Origin of the sequence: Nocardioides luti, from assembly GCF_014212315.1 — a bacterium.
In the GTDB taxonomy this organism is placed as follows: Bacteria; Actinomycetota; Actinomycetes; order Propionibacteriales; family Nocardioidaceae; genus Nocardioides; species Nocardioides luti.
In genome coordinates this window covers 2761097-2780285 of record NZ_JACKXE010000001.1, presented here as the reverse complement: position 1 = coordinate 2780285, position 19189 = coordinate 2761097, and the positions used below count along the sequence as shown (strand labels likewise).

General features: G+C 73.4%; 15 protein-coding genes. 9 read left to right on the top strand and 6 right to left on the bottom strand.

Annotated elements, in window-relative coordinates; translation table 11 throughout:
• Window positions 1–118 precede the first annotated feature (118 nt).
• Window positions 119–1027, bottom strand: a complete 909-nt coding sequence (locus H5V45_RS13165; protein WP_185253350.1) for a sulfite exporter TauE/SafE family protein — start codon at window positions 1025–1027, stop codon at window positions 119–121.
• 245 nt (window positions 1028–1272) lie between these two features.
• Between H5V45_RS13165 and H5V45_RS13160 the strand changes: the two genes are divergently transcribed.
• From H5V45_RS13160 to H5V45_RS13150, 3 genes are all read left to right on the top strand, one after another.
• A complete protein-coding gene (locus H5V45_RS13160; RefSeq protein ID WP_185253349.1) occupies window positions 1273–3132 on the top strand; it encodes an acyl-CoA dehydrogenase C-terminal domain-containing protein in 1860 nt (619 codons plus the stop codon).
• A gap of 210 nt (window positions 3133–3342) precedes the next feature.
• A complete protein-coding gene (locus H5V45_RS21560) occupies window positions 3343–4506 on the top strand; it encodes a hypothetical protein (protein ID WP_221634004.1) in 1164 nt (387 codons plus the stop codon).
• 6 nt (window positions 4507–4512) lie between these two features.
• Window positions 4513–7086 (top strand): zinc metalloprotease, encoded by a 2574-nt coding sequence (locus H5V45_RS13150; RefSeq protein ID WP_185253348.1) that lies wholly within the window; start codon window positions 4513–4515, stop codon window positions 7084–7086.
• A 33-nt stretch (window positions 7087–7119) separates the two neighbouring features.
• Here H5V45_RS13150 and H5V45_RS13145 read toward each other — a convergent pair whose 3' ends face one another.
• Complete coding sequence (locus tag H5V45_RS13145) at window positions 7120–7998, bottom strand: LysR family transcriptional regulator ArgP (RefSeq protein WP_185253347.1); 879 nt, start codon at window positions 7996–7998, stop codon at window positions 7120–7122.
• 70 nt (window positions 7999–8068) lie between these two features.
• Here H5V45_RS13145 and H5V45_RS13140 point away from each other — a divergent pair, with 70 nt between their 5' ends.
• Window positions 8069–8674, top strand: a complete 606-nt coding sequence (locus H5V45_RS13140) for a LysE family transporter (protein ID WP_185253346.1) — start codon at window positions 8069–8071, stop codon at window positions 8672–8674.
• Between the two features lie 103 nt (window positions 8675–8777).
• On the opposite strand, the gene H5V45_RS13135 is transcribed toward H5V45_RS13140, so the two are convergent.
• Complete coding sequence (locus H5V45_RS13135) at window positions 8778–10166, bottom strand: DEAD/DEAH box helicase (RefSeq protein ID WP_185253345.1); 1389 nt, start codon at window positions 10164–10166, stop codon at window positions 8778–8780.
• 319 nt (window positions 10167–10485) lie between these two features.
• On the opposite strand from H5V45_RS13135, the gene H5V45_RS13130 reads away from it, so the two are divergent.
• Window positions 10486–10914, top strand: coding sequence for a hypothetical protein (locus H5V45_RS13130; protein WP_185253344.1), 429 nt, complete (start codon window positions 10486–10488; stop codon window positions 10912–10914).
• Between the two features lie 7 nt (window positions 10915–10921).
• Here the strand turns inward: H5V45_RS13130 and H5V45_RS13125 are convergent, their stop codons facing one another.
• On the bottom strand, window positions 10922–12691 hold the full coding sequence (locus H5V45_RS13125; protein ID WP_185253343.1) for a thioredoxin-like domain-containing protein: 1770 nt from the start codon (window positions 12689–12691) through the stop codon (window positions 10922–10924).
• A gap of 89 nt (window positions 12692–12780) precedes the next feature.
• Between H5V45_RS13125 and H5V45_RS13120 the strand changes: the two genes are divergently transcribed.
• The 3 genes from H5V45_RS13120 (at window position 12781) to H5V45_RS13110 (ending at window position 15574) form a co-directional block, all read left to right on the top strand.
• Window positions 12781–13626: an LLM class flavin-dependent oxidoreductase gene (locus H5V45_RS13120; protein ID WP_185253342.1), complete on the top strand. Its 846-nt coding sequence runs from the start codon at window positions 12781–12783 to the stop codon at window positions 13624–13626.
• A gap of 137 nt (window positions 13627–13763) precedes the next feature.
• Window positions 13764–14600: a maleylpyruvate isomerase family mycothiol-dependent enzyme gene (locus H5V45_RS13115; protein WP_185253341.1), complete on the top strand. Its 837-nt coding sequence runs from the start codon at window positions 13764–13766 to the stop codon at window positions 14598–14600.
• A complete protein-coding gene (locus tag H5V45_RS13110; protein ID WP_185253340.1) occupies window positions 14597–15574 on the top strand; it encodes an oxidoreductase in 978 nt (325 codons plus the stop codon). Before H5V45_RS13115 ends, H5V45_RS13110 begins: the two co-directional genes overlap by 4 nt.
• A 122-nt stretch (window positions 15575–15696) precedes the next feature.
• Here the strand turns inward: H5V45_RS13110 and H5V45_RS13105 are convergent, their stop codons facing one another.
• Together H5V45_RS13105 and H5V45_RS13100 are read right to left on the bottom strand one after the other, a co-directional pair.
• Window positions 15697–17325, bottom strand: coding sequence for an SMP-30/gluconolactonase/LRE family protein (locus tag H5V45_RS13105; protein WP_185253339.1), 1629 nt, complete (start codon window positions 17323–17325; stop codon window positions 15697–15699).
• Window positions 17322–18146 (bottom strand): crotonase/enoyl-CoA hydratase family protein, encoded by an 825-nt coding sequence (locus H5V45_RS13100; RefSeq protein WP_185253338.1) that lies wholly within the window; start codon window positions 18144–18146, stop codon window positions 17322–17324. Before H5V45_RS13100 ends, H5V45_RS13105 begins: the two co-directional genes overlap by 4 nt.
• Window positions 18147–18207: 61 nt before the next feature.
• On the opposite strand from H5V45_RS13100, the gene H5V45_RS13095 reads away from it, so the two are divergent.
• A complete protein-coding gene (locus tag H5V45_RS13095; protein WP_185253337.1) occupies window positions 18208–19032 on the top strand; it encodes an oxidoreductase in 825 nt (274 codons plus the stop codon).
• The last annotated feature ends 157 nt before the right edge of the window (window positions 19033–19189 follow it).

Sequence of the window (19189 nt, the reverse complement as noted above, 5' to 3'; positions counted from 1 at the left end):
CGCCAGTGTGTCAGATTTGTCGATGCAGACACTCGACCTTCGCCGGGGTGCCGCGGTCCGGTGGGGGGTGCGCCCCACCGGACCGCGGCAGTCGGTGCCACAGCTTCCCCGGCTGCGGCTAGAGGGCGGCGACCTGCTCGCGCGGTCGGGCCCTCTCGAGCGCGGTCCCGGGAACGGGGACCTGCTCGAGCTTGACCGCCCAGGCGATCCACAGCACCCAGAGCGTGAACACGACCGAGGCGAGCAGCCCGATCGTGATGCCCGAGGCACCGACGGAGTCGCCGAGCGTCTTGAGGTTGGTCAGGACGATCAGCCCACCGGCTGCCACGCCCAGCACGCGCGGCGCGAGGTGGCGGACCACGACGGCCGCGATCGGCGCGGCGACCACCCCGCCGAGCATCAGCGCGCCCACGAAGGCCCAGCTGATGCCCTGCGAGCCGAGGGCGGCGAGGAACCCGAGCGAGCCGCCCACCGAGACCACGAACTCGGCCGTGTCGACCGAGCCCACCACGCGCCGGGGCTCGAGGCGGCCCGAGGAGAGCAGCGAGGTGGTGCCGACCGGGCCCCAGCCGCCGCCGCCGATCGCGTCGAGCGCACCGGCGAGGAGACCCATCGGCGCCAGGAAGAACGCCGACGGCCGGCCGACGACCAGGCGGCGCGGCGCGACCGAGAGGAAGCGGAACGTGACGTAGCCGCCCAGGACCAGCAGCAGCGCGGCCACGATCGGCTGCGCGGCCTCCGCGTCGAGGTTCACCAGGAACGTCGCGCCGGCGAACGCCCCCACGAAGCCCGGCACCGCGAGGATCCCGACCGTGCGCCAGTCGGTGTTGCCGAGGGCGTGGTGGGAGACGCCCGAGACCAGCGAGGTGCCGATCTCGGAGAAGTGCACGGCGGCCGACGCCGCGACCGGCCCGAGGCCACCCGCGAGCAGCAGGGTGGACGACGTGACGCCGTACCCCATCCCGAGGGAGCCGTCGACGAGCTGGGCCAGCAGGCCGGCGAACGCGAGCAGGACCAGCTTACGCATGCCGCTCACCGTCCTGATGTCAGTAATCGAAGTGGATTACTAGACATAGTACGCCGAGTCGACGCGCGTCAACAAGAGCCGGTCACTCCTGGCCGATCGGCCTAGCCCGCAGGGGTGAGAACCCCCATGGGAACAGGAGATCCGGGTCACCGCGTCTTGCACGCGGGGGGTGCCGCTCCTATCATTAAGTTACCGGCCAGTAGCAGACCAGTGCGGCCGGATCCCGACACCGAAAAGGTCGAGCAGTGAGCCACTACAAGAGCAACCTCCGCGACATCGAGTTCAACCTCTTCGAGGTCCTCGGTCGCGACGACGTCCTGGGCAACGGCCCCTTCGCCGAGGTCGACGGCGAGACCGCACGGTCGATCCTCGCCGAGGTCGACCGGATGGCCCGCGAGGAGCTCGCGGCGTCGTACGAGGACAGCGACCGCAACCCGCCCGTCTTCGACCCCGAGACCAGCACCGCGCCGATCCCCGAGTCCTTCAAGAAGTCCTACCAGGCCTGGATGGACGCCGAGTGGTGGCGCCTGCAGGTCTTCGAGGAGCTCGGCGGCCAGCCCGCCCCCTCGAGCCTCGTGTGGGCCCTCGGCGAGCTGGTGCTCGGCTCCAACGCCCCGATCTGGATGTACGCCGCCGGCCCGGCGTTCGCGAACGTCGTCTACCGCAACGGCAACGAGCGCGACAAGAAGATCGCCCAGTTCATGGTCGACCGCCAGTGGGGCTGCACGATGGTCCTCACCGAGCCCGACGCCGGCTCCGACGTCGGCGCCGGCCGTGCGAAGGCCACCCTGAACGACGACGGCTCCTGGAACATCGAGGGCGTCAAGCGCTTCATCACCTCGGCCGAGCACGACATGAGCGAGAACATCATGCACCTGGTGCTCGCGCGTCCCGTGGGCGTCGAGGGTGCCGGCGGTCCCGGCACCAAGGGCCTCTCGCTCTTCCTCGTCCCCAAGCTGCACTTCGACCACGAGTCGGGCGAGCTGACGGGTGAGCGCAACGGCGTCTACGTCACGAACGTCGAGCACAAGATGGGCATCAAGGTGTCCAACACCTGCGAGGTCACCTTCGGCGAGAAGACCCCCGCCCAGGGCTGGCTGCTCGGCGAGGTGCACAACGGCATCGCGCAGATGTTCCAGGTCATCGAGAACGCCCGGATGATGGTCGGCACCAAGGCCATCGCCACGCTCTCGACCGGCTACCTCAACGCGCTGGACTACGCCAAGCAGCGCCAGCAGGGTGCCGACCTGACCCAGGCCTCCGACAAGACGGCCCCGCGCGTCACGATCACGCACCACCCCGACGTGCGCCGCTCGCTGATGACCCAGAAGTCGTTCGCCGAGGCGATGCGCTCGCTGGTGCTCTACACCGCGTCCTGGCAGGACAAGGTGATGCTCGCCGAGCACGCCGGCGAGCGCGACGAGCTGGCCGAGAAGGTCAACGACCTGCTGCTCCCGATCGTGAAGGGCTACGGCTCGGAGCGCTCGTGGGTGCTGCTGGGCACGGAGTCGCTGCAGACCTTCGGCGGCTCGGGGTTCCTGCAGGAGTACCCCGTCGAGCAGTACGTCCGCGACGCCAAGATCGACACCCTCTACGAGGGCACCACGGCGATCCAGGGCCAGGACTTCTTCTTCCGCAAGATCGTCAAGGACCAGGGCAAGGCCCTGGGCCACCTGGCCTCCGAGATCCAGGCCTTCATCGACGGCGAGGCCGGCAACGGTCGCCTCAAGGTGGAGCGCGAGCTGCTCGCGACCGCGCTGGGCGACGCCAACGCGATCGTCGGCCACATGATCAACGACCTGATGTCGGCCGACGCCAGCTCCGAGGGCGGCGACCTGCGCAACATCTACAAGGTCGGCCTGAACACCAGCCGCCTGCTGATGGCGCTCGGTGACGTGGTCTGCGCCTGGCTGCTGCTCCGCGGCGCCGAGGTGGCCCTGGAGAAGCTCGCGGGCGACGCCGGCAAGGACAAGGCGTTCTACGAGGGCAAGGTCGCGGCCGCGCAGTTCTTCGCGCAGACCAACCTGCCGCGCCTGACCGCCGAGCGCGCGATCGCCGAGGGCACCGACCTCAGCCTGATGGACCTCGACGAGGCCTCCTTCTGAGCGCACGACGGGGGTCCCGACCCCCTGCCTGACCCTGCTCGACCGCTGGCCCGCCCGGACTCCTCCGGGCGGGCCGGTGTCGTTCCCGGGCACGACGGCCCCGAGATTTGACCGTCCGGCCGGGTTTGCACCCGCGCGCGGCCGGGCACGAGCCGCCCCGACACTCTCGACGAGGTCCGGGCTGGGGCCGGGGCCGGAACTGGACCATCCATGAACGACGCATCGAACCTCCAGCCGCTCTCGGACGCCGAGCTCACCGAGCAGGGCGGCACCGCCCTCCCCGACAAGGAGGTCGTGTCGATCCTCGACCTCAACGCCGACCTCGACCTCGGCCTCGCCGTCGCCGCCCCCATCGACCTCGCGGTCGCCGCCAACGCCAACGTCGCGGCCCCCATCGACGCCGCCGTCGGCGCCAACATCCTCTCCGAGGGCTCGACGAGCACCTCGCTGGCCGACCAGGGCGTCCTGCTCAACCAGGGCATCGTGGGCGACGCCAGCGCCGTCTCCGACCAGGCCAGCGTCATCGACCAGGGCGACGCGCCCGTCGACGCCGCCCCCGTCGACGCCGCGCCCACCGACGGCACCCCGCCGGTCGACGGCGCGACGCCCGTGGACGGGACCGCCCCCATCGAGGGCACCCCGGTCGACAACGACACCGTGCTGCAGGGCACCACCGCCCCCGAGGCCGCGCCCGCGCCGACCGACACGACGGCGCCCGGCGACCTCACGGGTCCGACCGACGCCACGTCGCCGGTCGGGGCCGACGCCCCCGGCGCCTCCACCGGCCCGATCGACCCGGCCGGCGCGCCGGTCGAGACCACGGCCGCCGACGGCACCACCACCGTCGCGGGCGACGGCGCCACCCCGACCGACGCTGCGGGCTCCGCGCCCACCGGCGCGGTCACCGGTGCCGTCGACGGGGCCACCGGCGCCGTGGGCGACACCGCGGGCACCGTGGGCGGCGTCACCGACGCCGCGGGCGGGACGGGCGGCGTCGTCGACGGCGCGACCGGTGCCGTGGACGGTGCGACCGGTGCGGTCGACGGCGCCACGGGTGCGGTCGGCGGCGTCACCGACGCGGTCGGCGGTGCCACCGGCGGTCTCGACGCCGGCGACCTCAGCTCGCTCGACGGCAGCCTGCTCAACGTCAACGTCGACCTCGCGGCCGACGCCGACGTCACGGCCCCGATCAACGGTGCGGTCGCGGCCAACGCGAACGTCGCCGCCCCGATCGACGCGGCCGTGTCGGCCAACATCGGCTCGGTCGACAGCGACGCCGTCGCGGTGGCCCAGCAGACGGCCATCATCAACCAGACCATCGACGGCGACGCCTCCGCCGACGCCGGTCAGGACTCCACCATCAGCCAGCCGTAGTCCGCGGTGACGATCTCCTCCCCACCCCAGGGACCGCAGGGTCCCGAGGGACGCGGCGGTGCCTCCGCGCCGCCGCGTCCGGCCACCCCCTCCCCCGACGTCCCCGTCCGGGCCGAGGGGCTGCAGCTGATCGGCGAGATGCAGGGCTCCGGCTACCGCACCCCGCCCGCCCTCGTCCGCCGCGGCGACGGCCAGATGATCCAGCTGACGCCGCTGCTCTACCTCGTCCTGGACGCGGTGGACGGACGGCGTACGCACGAGGAGATCGCCGAGCAGGTGAGCCAGAGGTTCGGGCGCCTGGTCTCGGCCGAGAACATCGAGACCCTGGTCGACGGCAAGCTGCGTCCGCTCGGGGTCCTGCTGAAGGGTGACGGCTCCGAGCCCGAGCTCAAGAAGTCCAACCCGCTGCTGGGGCTGCGCCACCGCGTCACGGTGACCGACCCGGTGAAGACCCAGCGGCTGACCGACCCGTTCGCGCGGCTCTTCAACCCGGTGCTGGTCACGGTGGTGACGGCCGCCTTCCTCTACATCACCTGGTGGCTCCTGCTCCACAAGGGCCTGGCGTCCGCGACCCACGAGGCCTTCCACAAGCCCGGGCTGCTGCTGCTGATCTTCGTGGTGACCGTGCTGTCCGCGGGCTTCCACGAGTTCGGCCACGCGGCCGCGGCCCGCCGCGGCGGCTCCACACCCGGGGCGATGGGTGCCGGCCTCTACCTCTTCTGGCCGGCGTTCTACACCGACGTGACCGACTCCTACCGCCTCGGCCGGGTGGGGCGGCTGCGCACGGACCTGGGTGGGCTCTATTTCAACGCGATCGTCGCGGTCGGCATCGTCGGCGCCTGGCTGCTCAGCGGGTACGACGCGCTGCTGCTCGTCGTCGCGACCCAGATCCTGCAGATCCTGCGCCAGCTCACGCCGATCATCCGGTTCGACGGCTACCACGTGCTGGCCGACCTGACCGGCGTACCCGACCTCTACCACCGCATCAAGCCGACGCTGCTCGGCCTGCTCCCGTGGCGCTGGCACGACCCCGAGGTCAGCATCCTCAAGCCGTGGGCCCGTGCCGTCGTCACGATCTGGGTGCTGCTCGTCGTGCCCATGCTGGCGTTCTCGCTGGTGACGATGGTGCTCACGCTGCCGCGGATGATCGCGACCGCGTGGGTCAGCCTCCTCGAGCAGAAGGCGGCGCTGACGTCGGCCTTCGGCGAGGGCGACGTCGTCATGGTGATGGCCCGCCTGCTCGCGATCGTCTGCCTGGTGCTGCCGATCGCCGGCATCGCCTACATCCTCACCCGCCTGGTGCGGCAGGGCGTCACCTCGGTGCTCGCCCGCACCGAGGGCAAGCCCGTGCGCCGCGGCATCGCCGGCCTGCTCGCGATCGCCCTCGTGGCCGGCCTCGGCTGGGCCTGGTGGCCCCGCGGCGACACCTACCGGCCGATCGCGGCGTACGAGCGTGGCACGCTCGGCCAGGCACTTCCGCTGGCCCGCTCCGCCCCGGCCACCGAGGGGCTCCGCGAGGGCTCCGAGGGCACGATCCAGTCGGCGTGGCCGGCCGGCAGCCCGATGCCCACCAAGGACGACCCGGGCCTCGCGCTGATCATGGTCCCGCACCCGACGGCTGGCGGCACGACCGAGACGGCGCCGACCCCGGTCGTGGACCCCAGCACCTCCCCCAGCTCCTCGCCGAGCGCGCTGCCCAGCGAGTCGCCCAGCGACTCGCCCGGCGCGGTGCTGACCGAGGACCCGAGCGCGTCGCCGACCGACGCACCCAGCGACGGCAGCACCGCGCCCGCACCGCCGCCGTCCGGCGACCCGGGCTCGTGGGTCTTCCCGTTCGACCAGCCGCTGCCGCCCGAGGAGGGCGACACCCAGGCGCTCGCGGTCAACACGACCGACGGCACGGTCGCCTACGACGTCGCCTTCGCCCTGGTCTGGGCGGACGGCGACACGGTGACGAACACCAACGAGGCCGTCGCCGCCGCGAGCTGCACGGGCTGCGCCGCGGTCGCGGTCAGCTTCCAGGTGGTGCTCGTGATGAACGACGCGGACGTGATCGTGCCGCAGAACCTCGCCACGTCGGCGACGTACAACTGCGTCGCCTGCCTGACCTACGCGCTCGCGAGCCAGCTGGTCATCACGCTCGACGGTCCGCTCAGCGACGCCGGCATGGCGGCGCTGCAGGCGGTCTGGGAGGACCTGGCGGTGTTCGCGCAGAACATCACGTCGGTGCCGCTGTCGGAGCTGCAGGGCATCCTCGAGGACTACCAGCAGCAGATCACGCAGATCATCCAGGACGACGAGGCCGCCACCCCGCTCGACCCGGGCGCCGATCCCTCGGCGTCGCCGTCGCCCACCGAGTCGCCCAGCGGCTCGGTGACCCCGACCGAGTCCCCGAGCGCCACGCCGTCCGAGTCGGTGACGCCGAGCGCCACCCCGACCGAGACGGTGCCGACCTCGCCGTCGTCCTCGCCGACGCCCACCGAGTCGCCGTCGGCGACGCCCACGGAGTCGCCCTCGGCGACCCCGACGGAGTCCCCGAGCGCGGCGCCGGCGTCGGCGACCCCGTCGGCGACGCCCTGACGCCCTGACGGCCTGGCGCGGTCGGGGCGTCGCTCAGCGGCGCAGGTGTGCGGCGGCGGCCCGGCGTACGCCGTCGGTGAGGCGCGCCAGCGCGGGTGAGTCGAGGCGCCAGCGCTGCCAGTGCAGCGCGACGTCGACGTGGCCGCGGGCGGTGAGCGGGGCCAGCACGCCCTCGGCGACGGCCGGTGCGAGCTGGGGCTCGGGGACGGCACCCCAGCCGAGCCCACGCCGGACCGCCTCGAGGAAGTCAGCGGACGTCGGGACCCGGTGGGTCAGCGGCGCCTCGGTCACCCCGTGGGCGCGGAGCACGTCGTGCTGCAGGGCGTCCTTCTCGTTGAAGACGACGAGCGGCATCGCTGCCCAGTCGACGCCCCGGCCCCGGCGCCAGCGCTCGATCAGGGCCGGCGTCGCCGCGGGGACGTAGCGCAGGGTCCCGAGCCGCTCCACCGAGCAGCCCTGGACGGCCACGGGGTCGGAGGTGACGGCCGCGAGGACGTCACCGCTGCGGAGCAGGCCGGACGACCAGGCCTGGTCCTCCACGTGCAGGCGGAGCGCGACGTCCGGCCACCCGGCGACGGCGGTGAGGACGTCGCGGAACCACGTGGCCAGGGAGTCGGCGTTGACGGCGACCGGCAGGTCGACGTGCGAGCGGTGCTGCGGGTCCAGGGCGTCCTCGACCTCGTCGAGCAGCAGCTGGGTCTGGCGCGCCAGCCGCAACAGGGTCTGCCCGGCAGCGGTGGGCCGGCAGGGGGACGAGCGCTGGACGACCACCTGGCCGACCGCGGACTCGAGCGCGCGGATCCGCTGGCTGACAGCTGACGGCGTGACGTGCAGGTGGCGGGCCGCCGCCTCGAAGGTCCCGTGGTCGGCGATCGCGACCAGCGCGGCGAGCTGGGCGGGCGCGAGGTCCATGAAGCGATGCTAATGGTTCATCAGAATCATTCGCTGGGCTTCATCTCGCCGCGGCCCTAGCGTGGTCCCCGTGATCGACTCCGCCGCCGCCGGCCTGCTGACCGGCCTGTCCCTGATCGTCGCGATCGGGGCGCAGAACGCCTACGTCCTGCGGCAGGGGCTCGCCCGCGAGCACGTCGGGCTCGTGGTCGCGATCTGCGCGGTGTCCGACCTGCTGCTGATCATCGCCGGCGTGGCCGGGATCGGGACGATCGTCGAGCAGGCACCGTGGGCACTGACCCTGGTGCGGTGGTTCGGCGTCGCGTTCCTCGGGTGGTACGGCGTCAGCTCGCTGCTACGCGCCCGCCGGGCCGAGGCGCTGGCCGCTGCGGGCGGCCGGGCTCCGACCTCCCGGCGTACTGCCGCCGCGAGGGCCGTGGCCCTGACCTGGCTGAACCCGCACGTCTACCTCGACACGGTGCTGCTGCTCGGCTCCGTCGCGAACCACCAGGGACCCTCGGGCCGGTGGTGGTTCGCGCTGGGCGCCTGTGTCGCGAGCATCGTGTGGTTCACCGGGCTGGGCTACGGCGCGCGCCTGGCGCACCGCGTGCTCGCCCGGCCCCGCGCGTGGCAGGTGCTGGACGTGGTGATCGGCGTCGTGATGCTGCTCATCGCGGTGAAGCTGGCGCTGGGGTGAGGGGCGGCGGTTTCACCGGGTACCCGGTGAAACTGGCGCTCCTGGCACGGAACTCCGCACCACCAGCGCCAGTTCCATGACACCAGCGGGTCCCGGGCGAGACTCAGCGGCCGTACGACGACCCGCCGGTGCGACCGCGCGACGAGCCGCCCCGCGAGTCACCGCGGGAGTCGCCGCGACCCTCGGGCCGGCGCGAGCCGCCGCCGGCACCGCCGCGGTAGCCGCCACCCGAGCCGCCGCCGTACGACCGCGGCGCGGAGCCGCCGGTGCGGGGGCCGGACGAGCGCGGCGGGGTGCTGGAGCCGGTCTCGGCGAGCGCCTCGGCGGTCAGCACGCGCGGGGCGGTGCGGAGGTCGTGGTGCAGGACCTCGACCTTGGCGCCGCGCTGCAGGCGGACGACCTGGTCGACGAACTTCGGGGTCGTGATCGTGATGACGCAGCCGTCCTTGCCGGCGCGCGCCGTACGGCCCGAGCGGTGCAGGTAGGCCTTGGCGTCGCTGGCGGCGTCGAAGTGGATGACCAGGTCGACGTTGTCGACGTGGATGCCGCGGGCGGCGACGTCGGTCGCGACGACGGCGCGGACCTTGCCGGAGGAGAACTTGTGCAGGTTGCGCTCGCGCACCCGCTGGCTCAGGTTGCCGTGCAGGTCGACGGCCTCGACGCCCGCGGCGGTGAGCGCCTCGGACAGCTCGACGGCGCCCTCGCGGGTGCGGGTGAAGACGACCGCGCTGCCGTTGGCCGAGATCAGCCGAACGGCCGCGTCGACCTTGTCGCGGAAGCCGCCGACGACCATCGTGTGGTGCGTCATCGTCGAGACGGCACCGGCGTTGGGGTCGAGCTGGTGCACCTTCGGCGAGCGCAGGTGCTTGCGGACCAGGCGGTCGACGTCACCGTCGAGCGTGGCCGAGAGCAGCATCCGCTGGCTGCCGGCTGGCGTCATGCCGACCAGCTTGTCGATGGCGGGGTAGAACCCGAGGTCGCACAGGTGGTCGGCCTCGTCGAGCACGGTCACCTGCACGTCGTCGACGGCGCAGTGGCCCTGCTTGATGAGGTCCTCGAGGCGGCCCGGGGTGGCGACGACGACGTCGGCGCGGTTCTTGAGGGCGCGGACCTGGCGGTCGTACGGCGTGCCGCCGTAGATCGTCGCGAGGCGCAGCTTGAGCGAGGTGGCGAGCGGGGTGAGCGCGCGGCTCAGCTGCTGGGCGAGCTCGCGGGTGGGGACCACGATGACCGCGCGCGGGTGGCCCGGGCGGCTCTTCTCGCCGGCGAGCCGGGCGAGCACGGGGATGCCGAAGGCGAGGGTCTTGCCGGAGCCGGTCTGGGCACGGCCCAGGACGTCGTGGCCGGCGAGGCCGTCGGGGATGACGGCCGCCTGGACGGCGGTGGGGGTGTGGATCCCCTGGACGCCGAGCGCGTCGATCAGCTCGACGGGGAGCTGGGTGAAGACGGAGGCGGCGGAGTCGGAGGGTCGTTCGAGGGCAGGCGCGGACATGCGACGCAACTTTCGATCAGGGTGGTTGCGTCCGGCGCGGAGCCACAGAGGTGCGGATCCGGCGAGCCTTGCGAGACGCGGTCTCAGTCACCCGATCTCTGGTCCTGCGCGGGACTGTCCGCGCACCTCACCGGGCTTCGAAGAAGGAAGCGGCCGGACCGGGAAACCCGGACGGCCACTGGCTTCCTCCAGTCTACGGGTGATCCCGCACGGGCCTCGCATCGTCACCGGCGTGACCTCCCGCACCACGTTTGGGGACGGGGGGCGGCGGGCAGCAACCACACCTGACGTCCGTACGCCGCCCCCTCGGGAGATCCTGATGCGCCTGACCCACCGTGCTGCCGTGCTCGCCCTGGTCGGATCGCTCGTTCTCGCCGGCTGCGGCTCGGGCGACGAGCCCGACGCCGCCGCGACCGGCCCCGTCTCGTCGGCCGCTTCGGCGGACCCCTCGTCGGCACGCCCCTCGGCGAGCTCGGAGGGTGTCTCGATGAACGAGGCCATCCCCGTCGTGACGCTGCTGTCGAAGAACCTCGAGGCGTACAAGACGGCCAACGGGAAGTACCCGAAGCCCGGGTCTCCGGAGTACCAGCAGGTCGTCGGCATCGACCAGGCGGACGGCTTCACGATCCAGTACGGCGTCGACGGCGCCGGCGCGATGACGATCTGCGCCTCGGCCGACGGCGACTCCGCCGGCTACGCGTCGAGGACGGGCGAGGTCACGCCGGGCACCCGGAACGGCTGCCGCTGAGCGGTCCTCAGCCCGCGGTGCCCAGCGGCAGCAGCAGCGTGACGTCGCCGTCCTCGCCGATCCGGACCGGGACACCCCAGTCCTGCTGGTGCATCCGGCAGGCCGCGCCCTCGCCGCCCTCGACGTCGCACGACGCGGCCCGGGCCGCGACGTGCAGCACGCCCTCCCCGACCTGCGGGTCGAGCACGAGCGTCCGCGTGAGGGCGGTGCCGCGGCCGTCACCGTCGCGGATCAGCGAGGCAGGCGTCGCCGAGACGACCAGCTGGGAGGGCGGGCCGAAGCGGTCGTCGACCTTCTGGCCGGGCGGCGGCTCGAAGGCCACCACCAGCTCGACCGTGGCGCCCACCTCGGTGACCGGGCGCCGGGTGCTGTGCGCGAACCCGTCGGTGACGGTGGCGGCGGCACCCAGGGCGACCCGGGTCAGGCGGTGCGCACCGGACTCGACGACGACCAGGTGCGTCCCGTCGACGTAGGCCCCGCTCGGCTCGGCCAGGTCGGTCGCCAGGGTCGTCATGGTGGCCGTGGCGGGGTCGAAGCGGCGGACGGCGCCGTTGTAGGTGTCGCAGACCGCGACGCTGTGGTCCGGCAGCACCGTCACGCCGAGCGGGTGCTGCAGCAGCGCCTGTTCGGCCGGACCGTCACGGAAGCCGAAGTCGAAGAGCCCGGAGCCGACGGCGGTGTGGACAGTGGGCCCGTCCCCGTCACCGTCGCCGTCGCTGTCGACCTGCACCCAGCGCAGGGACGAGGTCTCGCTGTCGGCGATCCAGAGCCGGTCGCCGTCGGGGGCGAAGCCGGAGGTCTGGGCGAACCACGCCTCCTCCGCCGGACCGTCGAGCAGGCCCTCGTTGGTGGTGCCGGCGACGACCGTGAGGTCGCCGGTGCGCGGGTCGAGGGTCCACAGCTGGTGGATGCCGGCCATCGCGACCCAGACGCGGTCCTGCCACCAGGCGACGTCCCACGGGCTCGAGAGGCGGCTGGTGCCGTCGCCCTGGAACCACTGGCCGCCGTCGCCCGCCAGCACCGACACCTCACCGGTCCCGAGCGCGATGCCGCGGAGCTGGTGGTGCACGGTGTCGGCGACGACCACGTCGTACCCCACCTCGGCGGCGACGTCGTCGGGCAGCAGGCACAGGCCGTTCGGCTCGCGGAAGCCGGTGAAGCGGCGGACCACCGCACCGTCGGCGTCGAGCTCGACGACCTCGTCGTGGCCGGCGTCGGCGACGAGCGTGCCGCCGCCCGGGAGCGCGACCGCCGTGGCGGGGAAGCGGAGGTCGGTGGGCTCCACGACGGGAGGGACGTACGGCGAGTCGCCGGGCTGGAGCGTCCCGCGCTCGCGGTGCTGCGGGACCAGCTCGGCGAGCAGCGCGTCGATCGCGTGCGCGTGGCCCTCCCCGGCGTACTGCCCCACGACGTAGCCCTCCGGGTCGACCAGCACCAGGGTCGGCCAGGCGCGGGCGGTGTAGGCCTGCCAGGTCACCAGCTCGGGGTCGTCGAGGACGGGGTGGTGGACGGAGTAGCGCTCGACGGCCTGGGCCAGGGCGACCGGGTCCGCCTCGTGGACGAACTTGGGCGAGTGCACGCCGATGGCGACCAGCTCGTCGGCGTACTTCTCCTCGACGGGGCGCAGCTCGTCGAGGACGTGCAGGCAGTTGATGCAGCAGAACGTCCAGAAGTCGAGCAGCACGAAGCGGCCGCGCAGGTCACGCAGCGCGATCGGGCCGTCGGTGTTGAGCCAGCCCCGGCCGACGAGCTCGGGGGCGCGGACGCGGGCGGTCATGACGCCATTGTCCGTCCGGGGTGGGCGTGCGGCCGACGGGGTTCGGCATCCGGGCGGGCGTCGTCCGCCGCCCGACCTAGGGTGCAGGCATGACGACCCCGCTCAGGACAGCCGTGTGCCTGCCGACGTTCGGCGACTTCGACGCGCGGACGGTGGGTGAGCTGGCGCGGTCCGCCGAGGAGGCCGGCTGGGACGGCTTCTTCATCTGGGACCACCTGCTCTGGGACCCGCTCGGGCGAGGTGGCGCGGACACGACCGTGGCGCTGACCGCGATCGCGCTGGCGACCAGCCGGGTCCGGTTCGGAACGCTCGTGACGCCGCTGGCCCGGCGCCGGCCGTGGAAGGTCGCGCGCGAGCTCGCCAGCCTCGACCAGCTGTCCGGCGGGCGGCTGGTGCTCGGCATCGGCAACGGCGACGACGTCGACTTCGCGCCGGTCGGCGACCCGACCCCCGCGAAGCACCGGGCGGCGGTGCTCGACGAGTCGCTCGAGATCGTGCGGCGGCTTCTCGAGGAGGACGGACCGATCGACCACGAGGGCACGGCGTACCGCCTCGACGGCGCGGTCCTGCACGACACGACGGTGCAGGACCGGATCCCGTTCTGGGTCGCCGGGTGGTGGCCGAACCGCAAGCCGCTGCTGCGCGCGGCGCGGTACGAAGGCGTCGTGCCCCTGTGGAAGGAGTTCCACGTGCCGACGCCCGAGGAGTACGCCGCCTGCCTGGCCGTGATCCGCGAGGCCCGGGCCGGGACGCCGCAGGAGGCCGTCCCCTTCGACGCGCTGGTCTGGGCGCGCTCCGACGGGCCGGCCGACGAGCGCCCGTTGGGGTACGCCGAGGTCGGCGCGACCTGGTGGGTGGACGCGTTCCACTGGCGCACCGACTCGCTCGACGACGTGCGGCGGCGGATCGAGGCGGGGCCGCCGCGGGTGGTGTGAGGGGGGCAGTTTCACCGGGTACCCGGTGAAACTGGCGCTCCTGTCATGGAATTCCATGACACCAGCGCCAGTTCCATGACACCAGCTCGCGCCGGGGTCGCCTCCTGCCGGCGCCACCGGCCAGTACGCTGCCGCGCATGAGCGACGAGGGCGACCAGGGCACCACCGACCAGCAGCTGCTCGCGGGGTACGTCGACGTCTGGTGGCAGGCGATCAACGACTTCACCGGGCTCCTCGAGAAGATCCCCGCCGAGCAGTGGTCGACGCCGACCGACCTCGCCGGCTGGGACGTGCAGGCGGTGGCCGCTCACATCGCGCACCTCGAGGGCATCCTCGCCGGCGCGCCCGAGGAGACCGTCGACGTGGGGCAGCCGGCGCACGTGACCGGGCTGATGGGGCTCTACACGGAGCAGGGCGTCGTCGCCCGCCGCGAGCGCACCCCCGACGAGATCATCAACGAGATCCGCGAGGCCGCCACGCGGCGCCACACCGCGCTGCTGGCCGACCCGCCCACCGACGCGAGCGCCAGGCCGGAGACCATCTTCGGCGGGGTGCCGTGGAGCTGGGGCACGCTGCTGCGCAACCGTCCGCTCGACGTCTGGATGCACGAGCAGGACGTACGCCGGGCGATCGGTCGCCCGGGCGGGCTCGACACCCCGGCGGCGAAGCACGTGGCCGACTACCTCGCCGAGAGCCTGGGCTTCGTGCTCGCCAAGAGGGTCGGTGCGCCCGCCGGTACGACGGCGGTCCTCGAGGTCGAGGGCAGCGAGCCCGCGGCGTACGCCGTCAACGACGCCGGCCGCGGCGAGCGGCTGCCCCGGGCGCCGGCCGACCCCACCGTCCGCCTCGCGATGGACCGCGAGTCCTTCATCTGCCTGGCCGGTGGCCGCTGCGCCGCCCCGGGCACCGTGCGCGTCGAGGGTGACGAGGCGCTCGGCGAGCGGGTGCTCGCGAACCTCGCGACCACGCCGTGACCGACGGCCACTGGCACCTCGCCGACCTCCCCGACCAGACCGGCCGCACGGTCGTCGTGACCGGCCCGTCGGTCGGGGGCATCGGCCACACGACCGCGCTCGAGCTGGCCCGGAAGGGTGCCCGCGTCGTCCTCGCTGGTCGTACGCCGGCCAAGCTCGCCGAGGCGGCCACCGCGATCCGCGAGCAGGTCCCGGGGGCGGCCCTCGAACGGCTCGTCGTCGACCTGGCCGACCTGGGCTCGGTGCGCCGCGCCGCCGACGACGCCGCGCGCCTGGGACCGATCCACGTGCTCGTCAACAACGCCGGCGTCATGGGGACGGCGTACCACCGCACGCCCGACGGCCTCGAGCAGCAGCTCGCGACCAACCACTACGGGCCGTTCCTGCTGACCGGGCTGCTGCTGCCGCAGCTCCTCGCGGGCGGCGAGGCCGGTGACAAGGCCGGCGACACCCGGGACACCCGCGTCGTCGCCGTCTCGTCGCAGTTCCACCGGATCGCGCGCCGCGCCCCGCTCGACGACCCGCGCGACACCGGCGGGCGCGGACGCGGGCGGCGGCACCGGCGCTGGGCGACCTACGGCGAGACCAAGCTGGCGAACCTGCTCCTCACCTACGAGCTGGACCGCCGCGCCCGCCGTGCGGGCCTCCCGCTCAAGGCGCTGGCCGCGCACCCGGGCTTCGCGGGGACGCACCTGGCCGCGAACGGGCAGTACGGCCGGGCCCGTGGGAGCCGCGCCACGATCCTCGACGCGGCCGTGAAGGCGGTCTCGCAGCCGGCCGCGATGGGCGCCTGGCCGACCCTGATGGCGGCGACGGCCGACCTCCCGGGGGCGACGTACTGCGGACCCGGCGGCCTCGGCGAGATGGCCGGCCTGCCCCAGGTGGTCACCAGCAGCAGGGCGTCGTACGACGAGGACGCGCAGCGGCGGCTGTGGGAGCTGTCCGAGCGGGTGACGGGCATCCGCTTCCCCTGAGCCGCTGCTTCATCACGGGATGCAGGCGAAGCGTGGGTTCCCACGGCGAGCTCACCGTGGGAAGCACCACTCCGACTGCATCCCGTGATGAAGCGACCGACCGGCCGGCGGCAGAGCCGCTCTCACCCCACCCCGCGGTCCCGCACCCGCACCAGCCCGCCGAGCGTGGCGACGTACAACGAGCTGTCGGGGGTGATCGTGATCGCGGCGTAGTGGTTGTTGCGCAGCAGGCCGGTGCCGGTGCGGACGGCGAAGACCCGGCGGCCGGTGCGGACGTCGAAGGCGGACACGTACCACGCGTCGGCCAGCCACCAGCTGTGCTCCTTGGTGTAGGCGTAGAGCAGGCCGTTCGCCAGCGACACCTTCGCGACCGAGGACGGGGCCGCGACGTCCGCGGTCCAGGCGACGCGGCACGTGCTGCCGACCACGTCGACGCGCGCCAGCCCCGCGTCGGTGGTCCGGCCGAGCACGGTGCTGAGCGGGCCGTCGTACCCGTGGTTGTTCTCGACGACGACGCCCCCGCCGCCGACGGACACCAGCGAGTTCTCCGTCGCGCTCTCGTCGTCGCCGAAGACGGCGGCGCGGCAGACCTCGGCACCGTCCTCGCGCCGGAGGAACACCACGTGCATCCGCGGGTCCGCGTTGTCGGTGATCGCGAGCAGGCCGCCGGGCAGCAGGGTCGGCGTGGTGCCGCTGCCCTGGCTCAGCTGGCCGGACTTCTCCTCCGAGCCGCGGTCGTACGCCGTCCGCCAAGTCACCCGGGGCGGGCCGGTGCGCCCGCGGGTGATCCGGTAGGTCGCCTCGGTCGTGACGACGTACACCCCGCCGCCCGCGTCGACCGCGATCGAGTTCGCGACCTCCTCGTCGAGGTCGAGCACCGTGGTGTCGCCCGAGCCAGGGTCGATCGTGCCGACCCGGCCGTCCTGCGTGACCCACCAGATCGTGCCGTCCCAGTCCGGCATCAGCGCGAGCAGGCAGTCGCTCCGCGGCACCACCGAGGTCAGGTCGTAGCTCGCCTGCGTGGTCAGGTCCGGGTCGCCCTCGGAGTCGTGCGTCGAGACGACCAGCACGTGCCGGTCGGTGGTGGCGACGACGGCCTGGTCCCGGTCGTCGAGGTAGAAGTAGGCGCCGGCGCAGAGGTCCTCCCACGGCTTCCAGGACGCCGTGTCCGAGCCGGCCGCCGACCGGTCCGGCAGGTCCTTGGTCGCCACCGGCCGCATCGAGTCCGGGTCGATGACGTGCAGCGTCGGTCCGTGGAGGTCGCCGCACAGCCCGACCAGCCGGCCCTCGCCGTCGACGGCCAGCGTCGCGCACTCCTCGAGCCCGAACCAGGACGTGTCGACCTCGGGCGACTCCCCCAGCGGGCCGGCCCACGCGTAGGCGTCGCTCGCCCACGGGTCGTCGTGCATCGAGCTCTGCCCGGCCGGGGCCAGGCCCGGGTGCTGCGGCAGCGTCATCCGGACCGGCTGCGCGACGGCCGGCCGCCCGACGTACCCCTGCGTCACCCAGGCGCCCGGCCCCGGCGGGATCGGCAGCCAGCCGTCGGGCACGAGCACCACCAGCCCGACGAGTGCGAGCACGGTGGCGGCCCAGATGCCGGCGACCTTCCAGGTGGGGTCGAGCCACCACCAGATCCAGCGCCGGGTGTACGGCACCACGAGCGCGACCAGCAGCACGAGGGGCACCCACGGCCCGAGCGCCCACCACAGGAACGCGACGCCCAGCAGGGCGAGGGAACGCTGGAACCTCATCGGCCCCGGGGACCGAACTCCGGCGCCACCTTCCGTGCGGCCGCCTCGCGGGCGACCTTGGTGTTGCGGGCCGCGAGGAGGAAGGCCTGCTCGAGGCGCTCGCGCGCGAAGGTACGCCGGGGGCTCGCCGTCCAGGTGTCGTCGAAGAGCCGCTTGGCGGCCGCGAGCTGGTCGGGCGAGCGCAGCTTGAGCTGCTCGACCAGGGCGGCGGCGGCCGCCAGCGGGTCGTCGTCGAGGCCGGTGAGCAGGCCGAGCTCGAGCGCCTGCGCCCCGGTGACCACCTCGGCGGTCATCGTCAGCCGCTTGGCGACGTCGATGCCCACGAGCTGCGCCAGGCTGCGGATGCCCGACATGTCGGGGATGATCCCCCACTTGCCCTCGAGCACCGACCATCGCGAGTCGGGCGTCGCGAAGCGGAAGTCGGCGGCGAGCGCGATCTGCAGCCCGCCGCCGAGGCAGTGCCCGTGCACGGCCGCGACGACCGGCACGGGGATCCGGCGCCAGGCCCAGCAGGCCTCCTGGAAGGTGTTGGTCCCGCGCCAGGGCCGCGGCACGAACGCCGCCGCGATCCGCGCGGGCTGCCGCATCACCGACGCGAAGTCGAGTCCCGCGCAGAAGGCGTCGCCCTCGCCGGCGATGACGACGGCCCGCAGCGTGCGGTCCCGGCGCAGCGCACGGGCGGTCGCCACCAGGTCGTCGAGGAGGTCGAGGGTGAGGGCGTTCAGCTTGTCGGGGCGGTCGAGCCGCACCTGGGCGACGCCGTCCACGACGGTGCAAGTGACGTGGGACGTCGCCCGCGTCTGCAGGGGAACAGCGCTCATGCGGCCAGCCTAGAGCGCACTCCGGGTTGGTTCGCGACGCCGCGACGGGCAGGCTGGAGGCATGAAGCGACTCTCCGACGTCAAGCGCATCGGCTACGGCGCGATGCGGCTCAGCGGCCCCCACATCTTCGGTCCCCCGGCCGACCCGGCCGAGGCCGCCCGCGTCCTCGAGCGGGCGATCGAGCTCGGCGTGGACCACATCGACACCAGCGACTACTACGGCCCGTACGTCACCAACGACCTGATCCGCGAGACCCTCCACCCCTACCCGTCGGAGCTGGTGCTGGTCACCAAGGTCGGCGCCCGCCGCGACGACACCGGCGCCTGGCTGCCGGCGTTCTCCCCCGACGAGATCAGGCAGGCAGTCCACGACAACCTGGGACGGCTCGCGGTCGAGCGCCTCGGTGCGGTCAACCTGCGGAAGATGGACGGCCACGAGGGCTCGATGGCCGAGCAGTGGACGGTCCTCGCCGACCTGCGCTCGCAGGGCCTCATCGGAGACCTGGGCCTCAGCAACGTGGACGCCTCCGAGGTCGAGGAGCTGCAGCAGATCGCGCCGGTGGCGTGCGTGCAGAACGAGTACAACCTCGCCCAGCGCCGCGACGACGCCTTCATCGACTCACTGAACGAGCAGGGCATCTTCTACGTGCCGTTCTTCCCGCTCGGCGGCTTCAGCCCGCTGCAGGAGTCCACCGTCGACCAGGTGGCCGCCAAGCACGGCGCCACCCCGATGCAGGTCGCCCTGGCCTGGCTGCTCCAGCGCTCCCCGAACATCCTGCTGATCCCCGGCACCTCCTCGGTCGCGCACCTCGAGGAGAACATGGCCGCCGACCGGCTGTCCCTCGACGACGAGGACCTGCATGTGCTGGACACGATCGGCTCCTGACTCCCCGCCCCCGGTCGAGTCGGCGCGTCTGCAGGTCCCAGGACCGTCGAGTCGGCGCATCTGCAGATCGTGCGTCTGCAGATGCGCCGACTCGGCACCTCTCACGTCTGCAGATGCGCCGACTCGGCACCCCTCACGTCTGCAGATGCGCCGACTC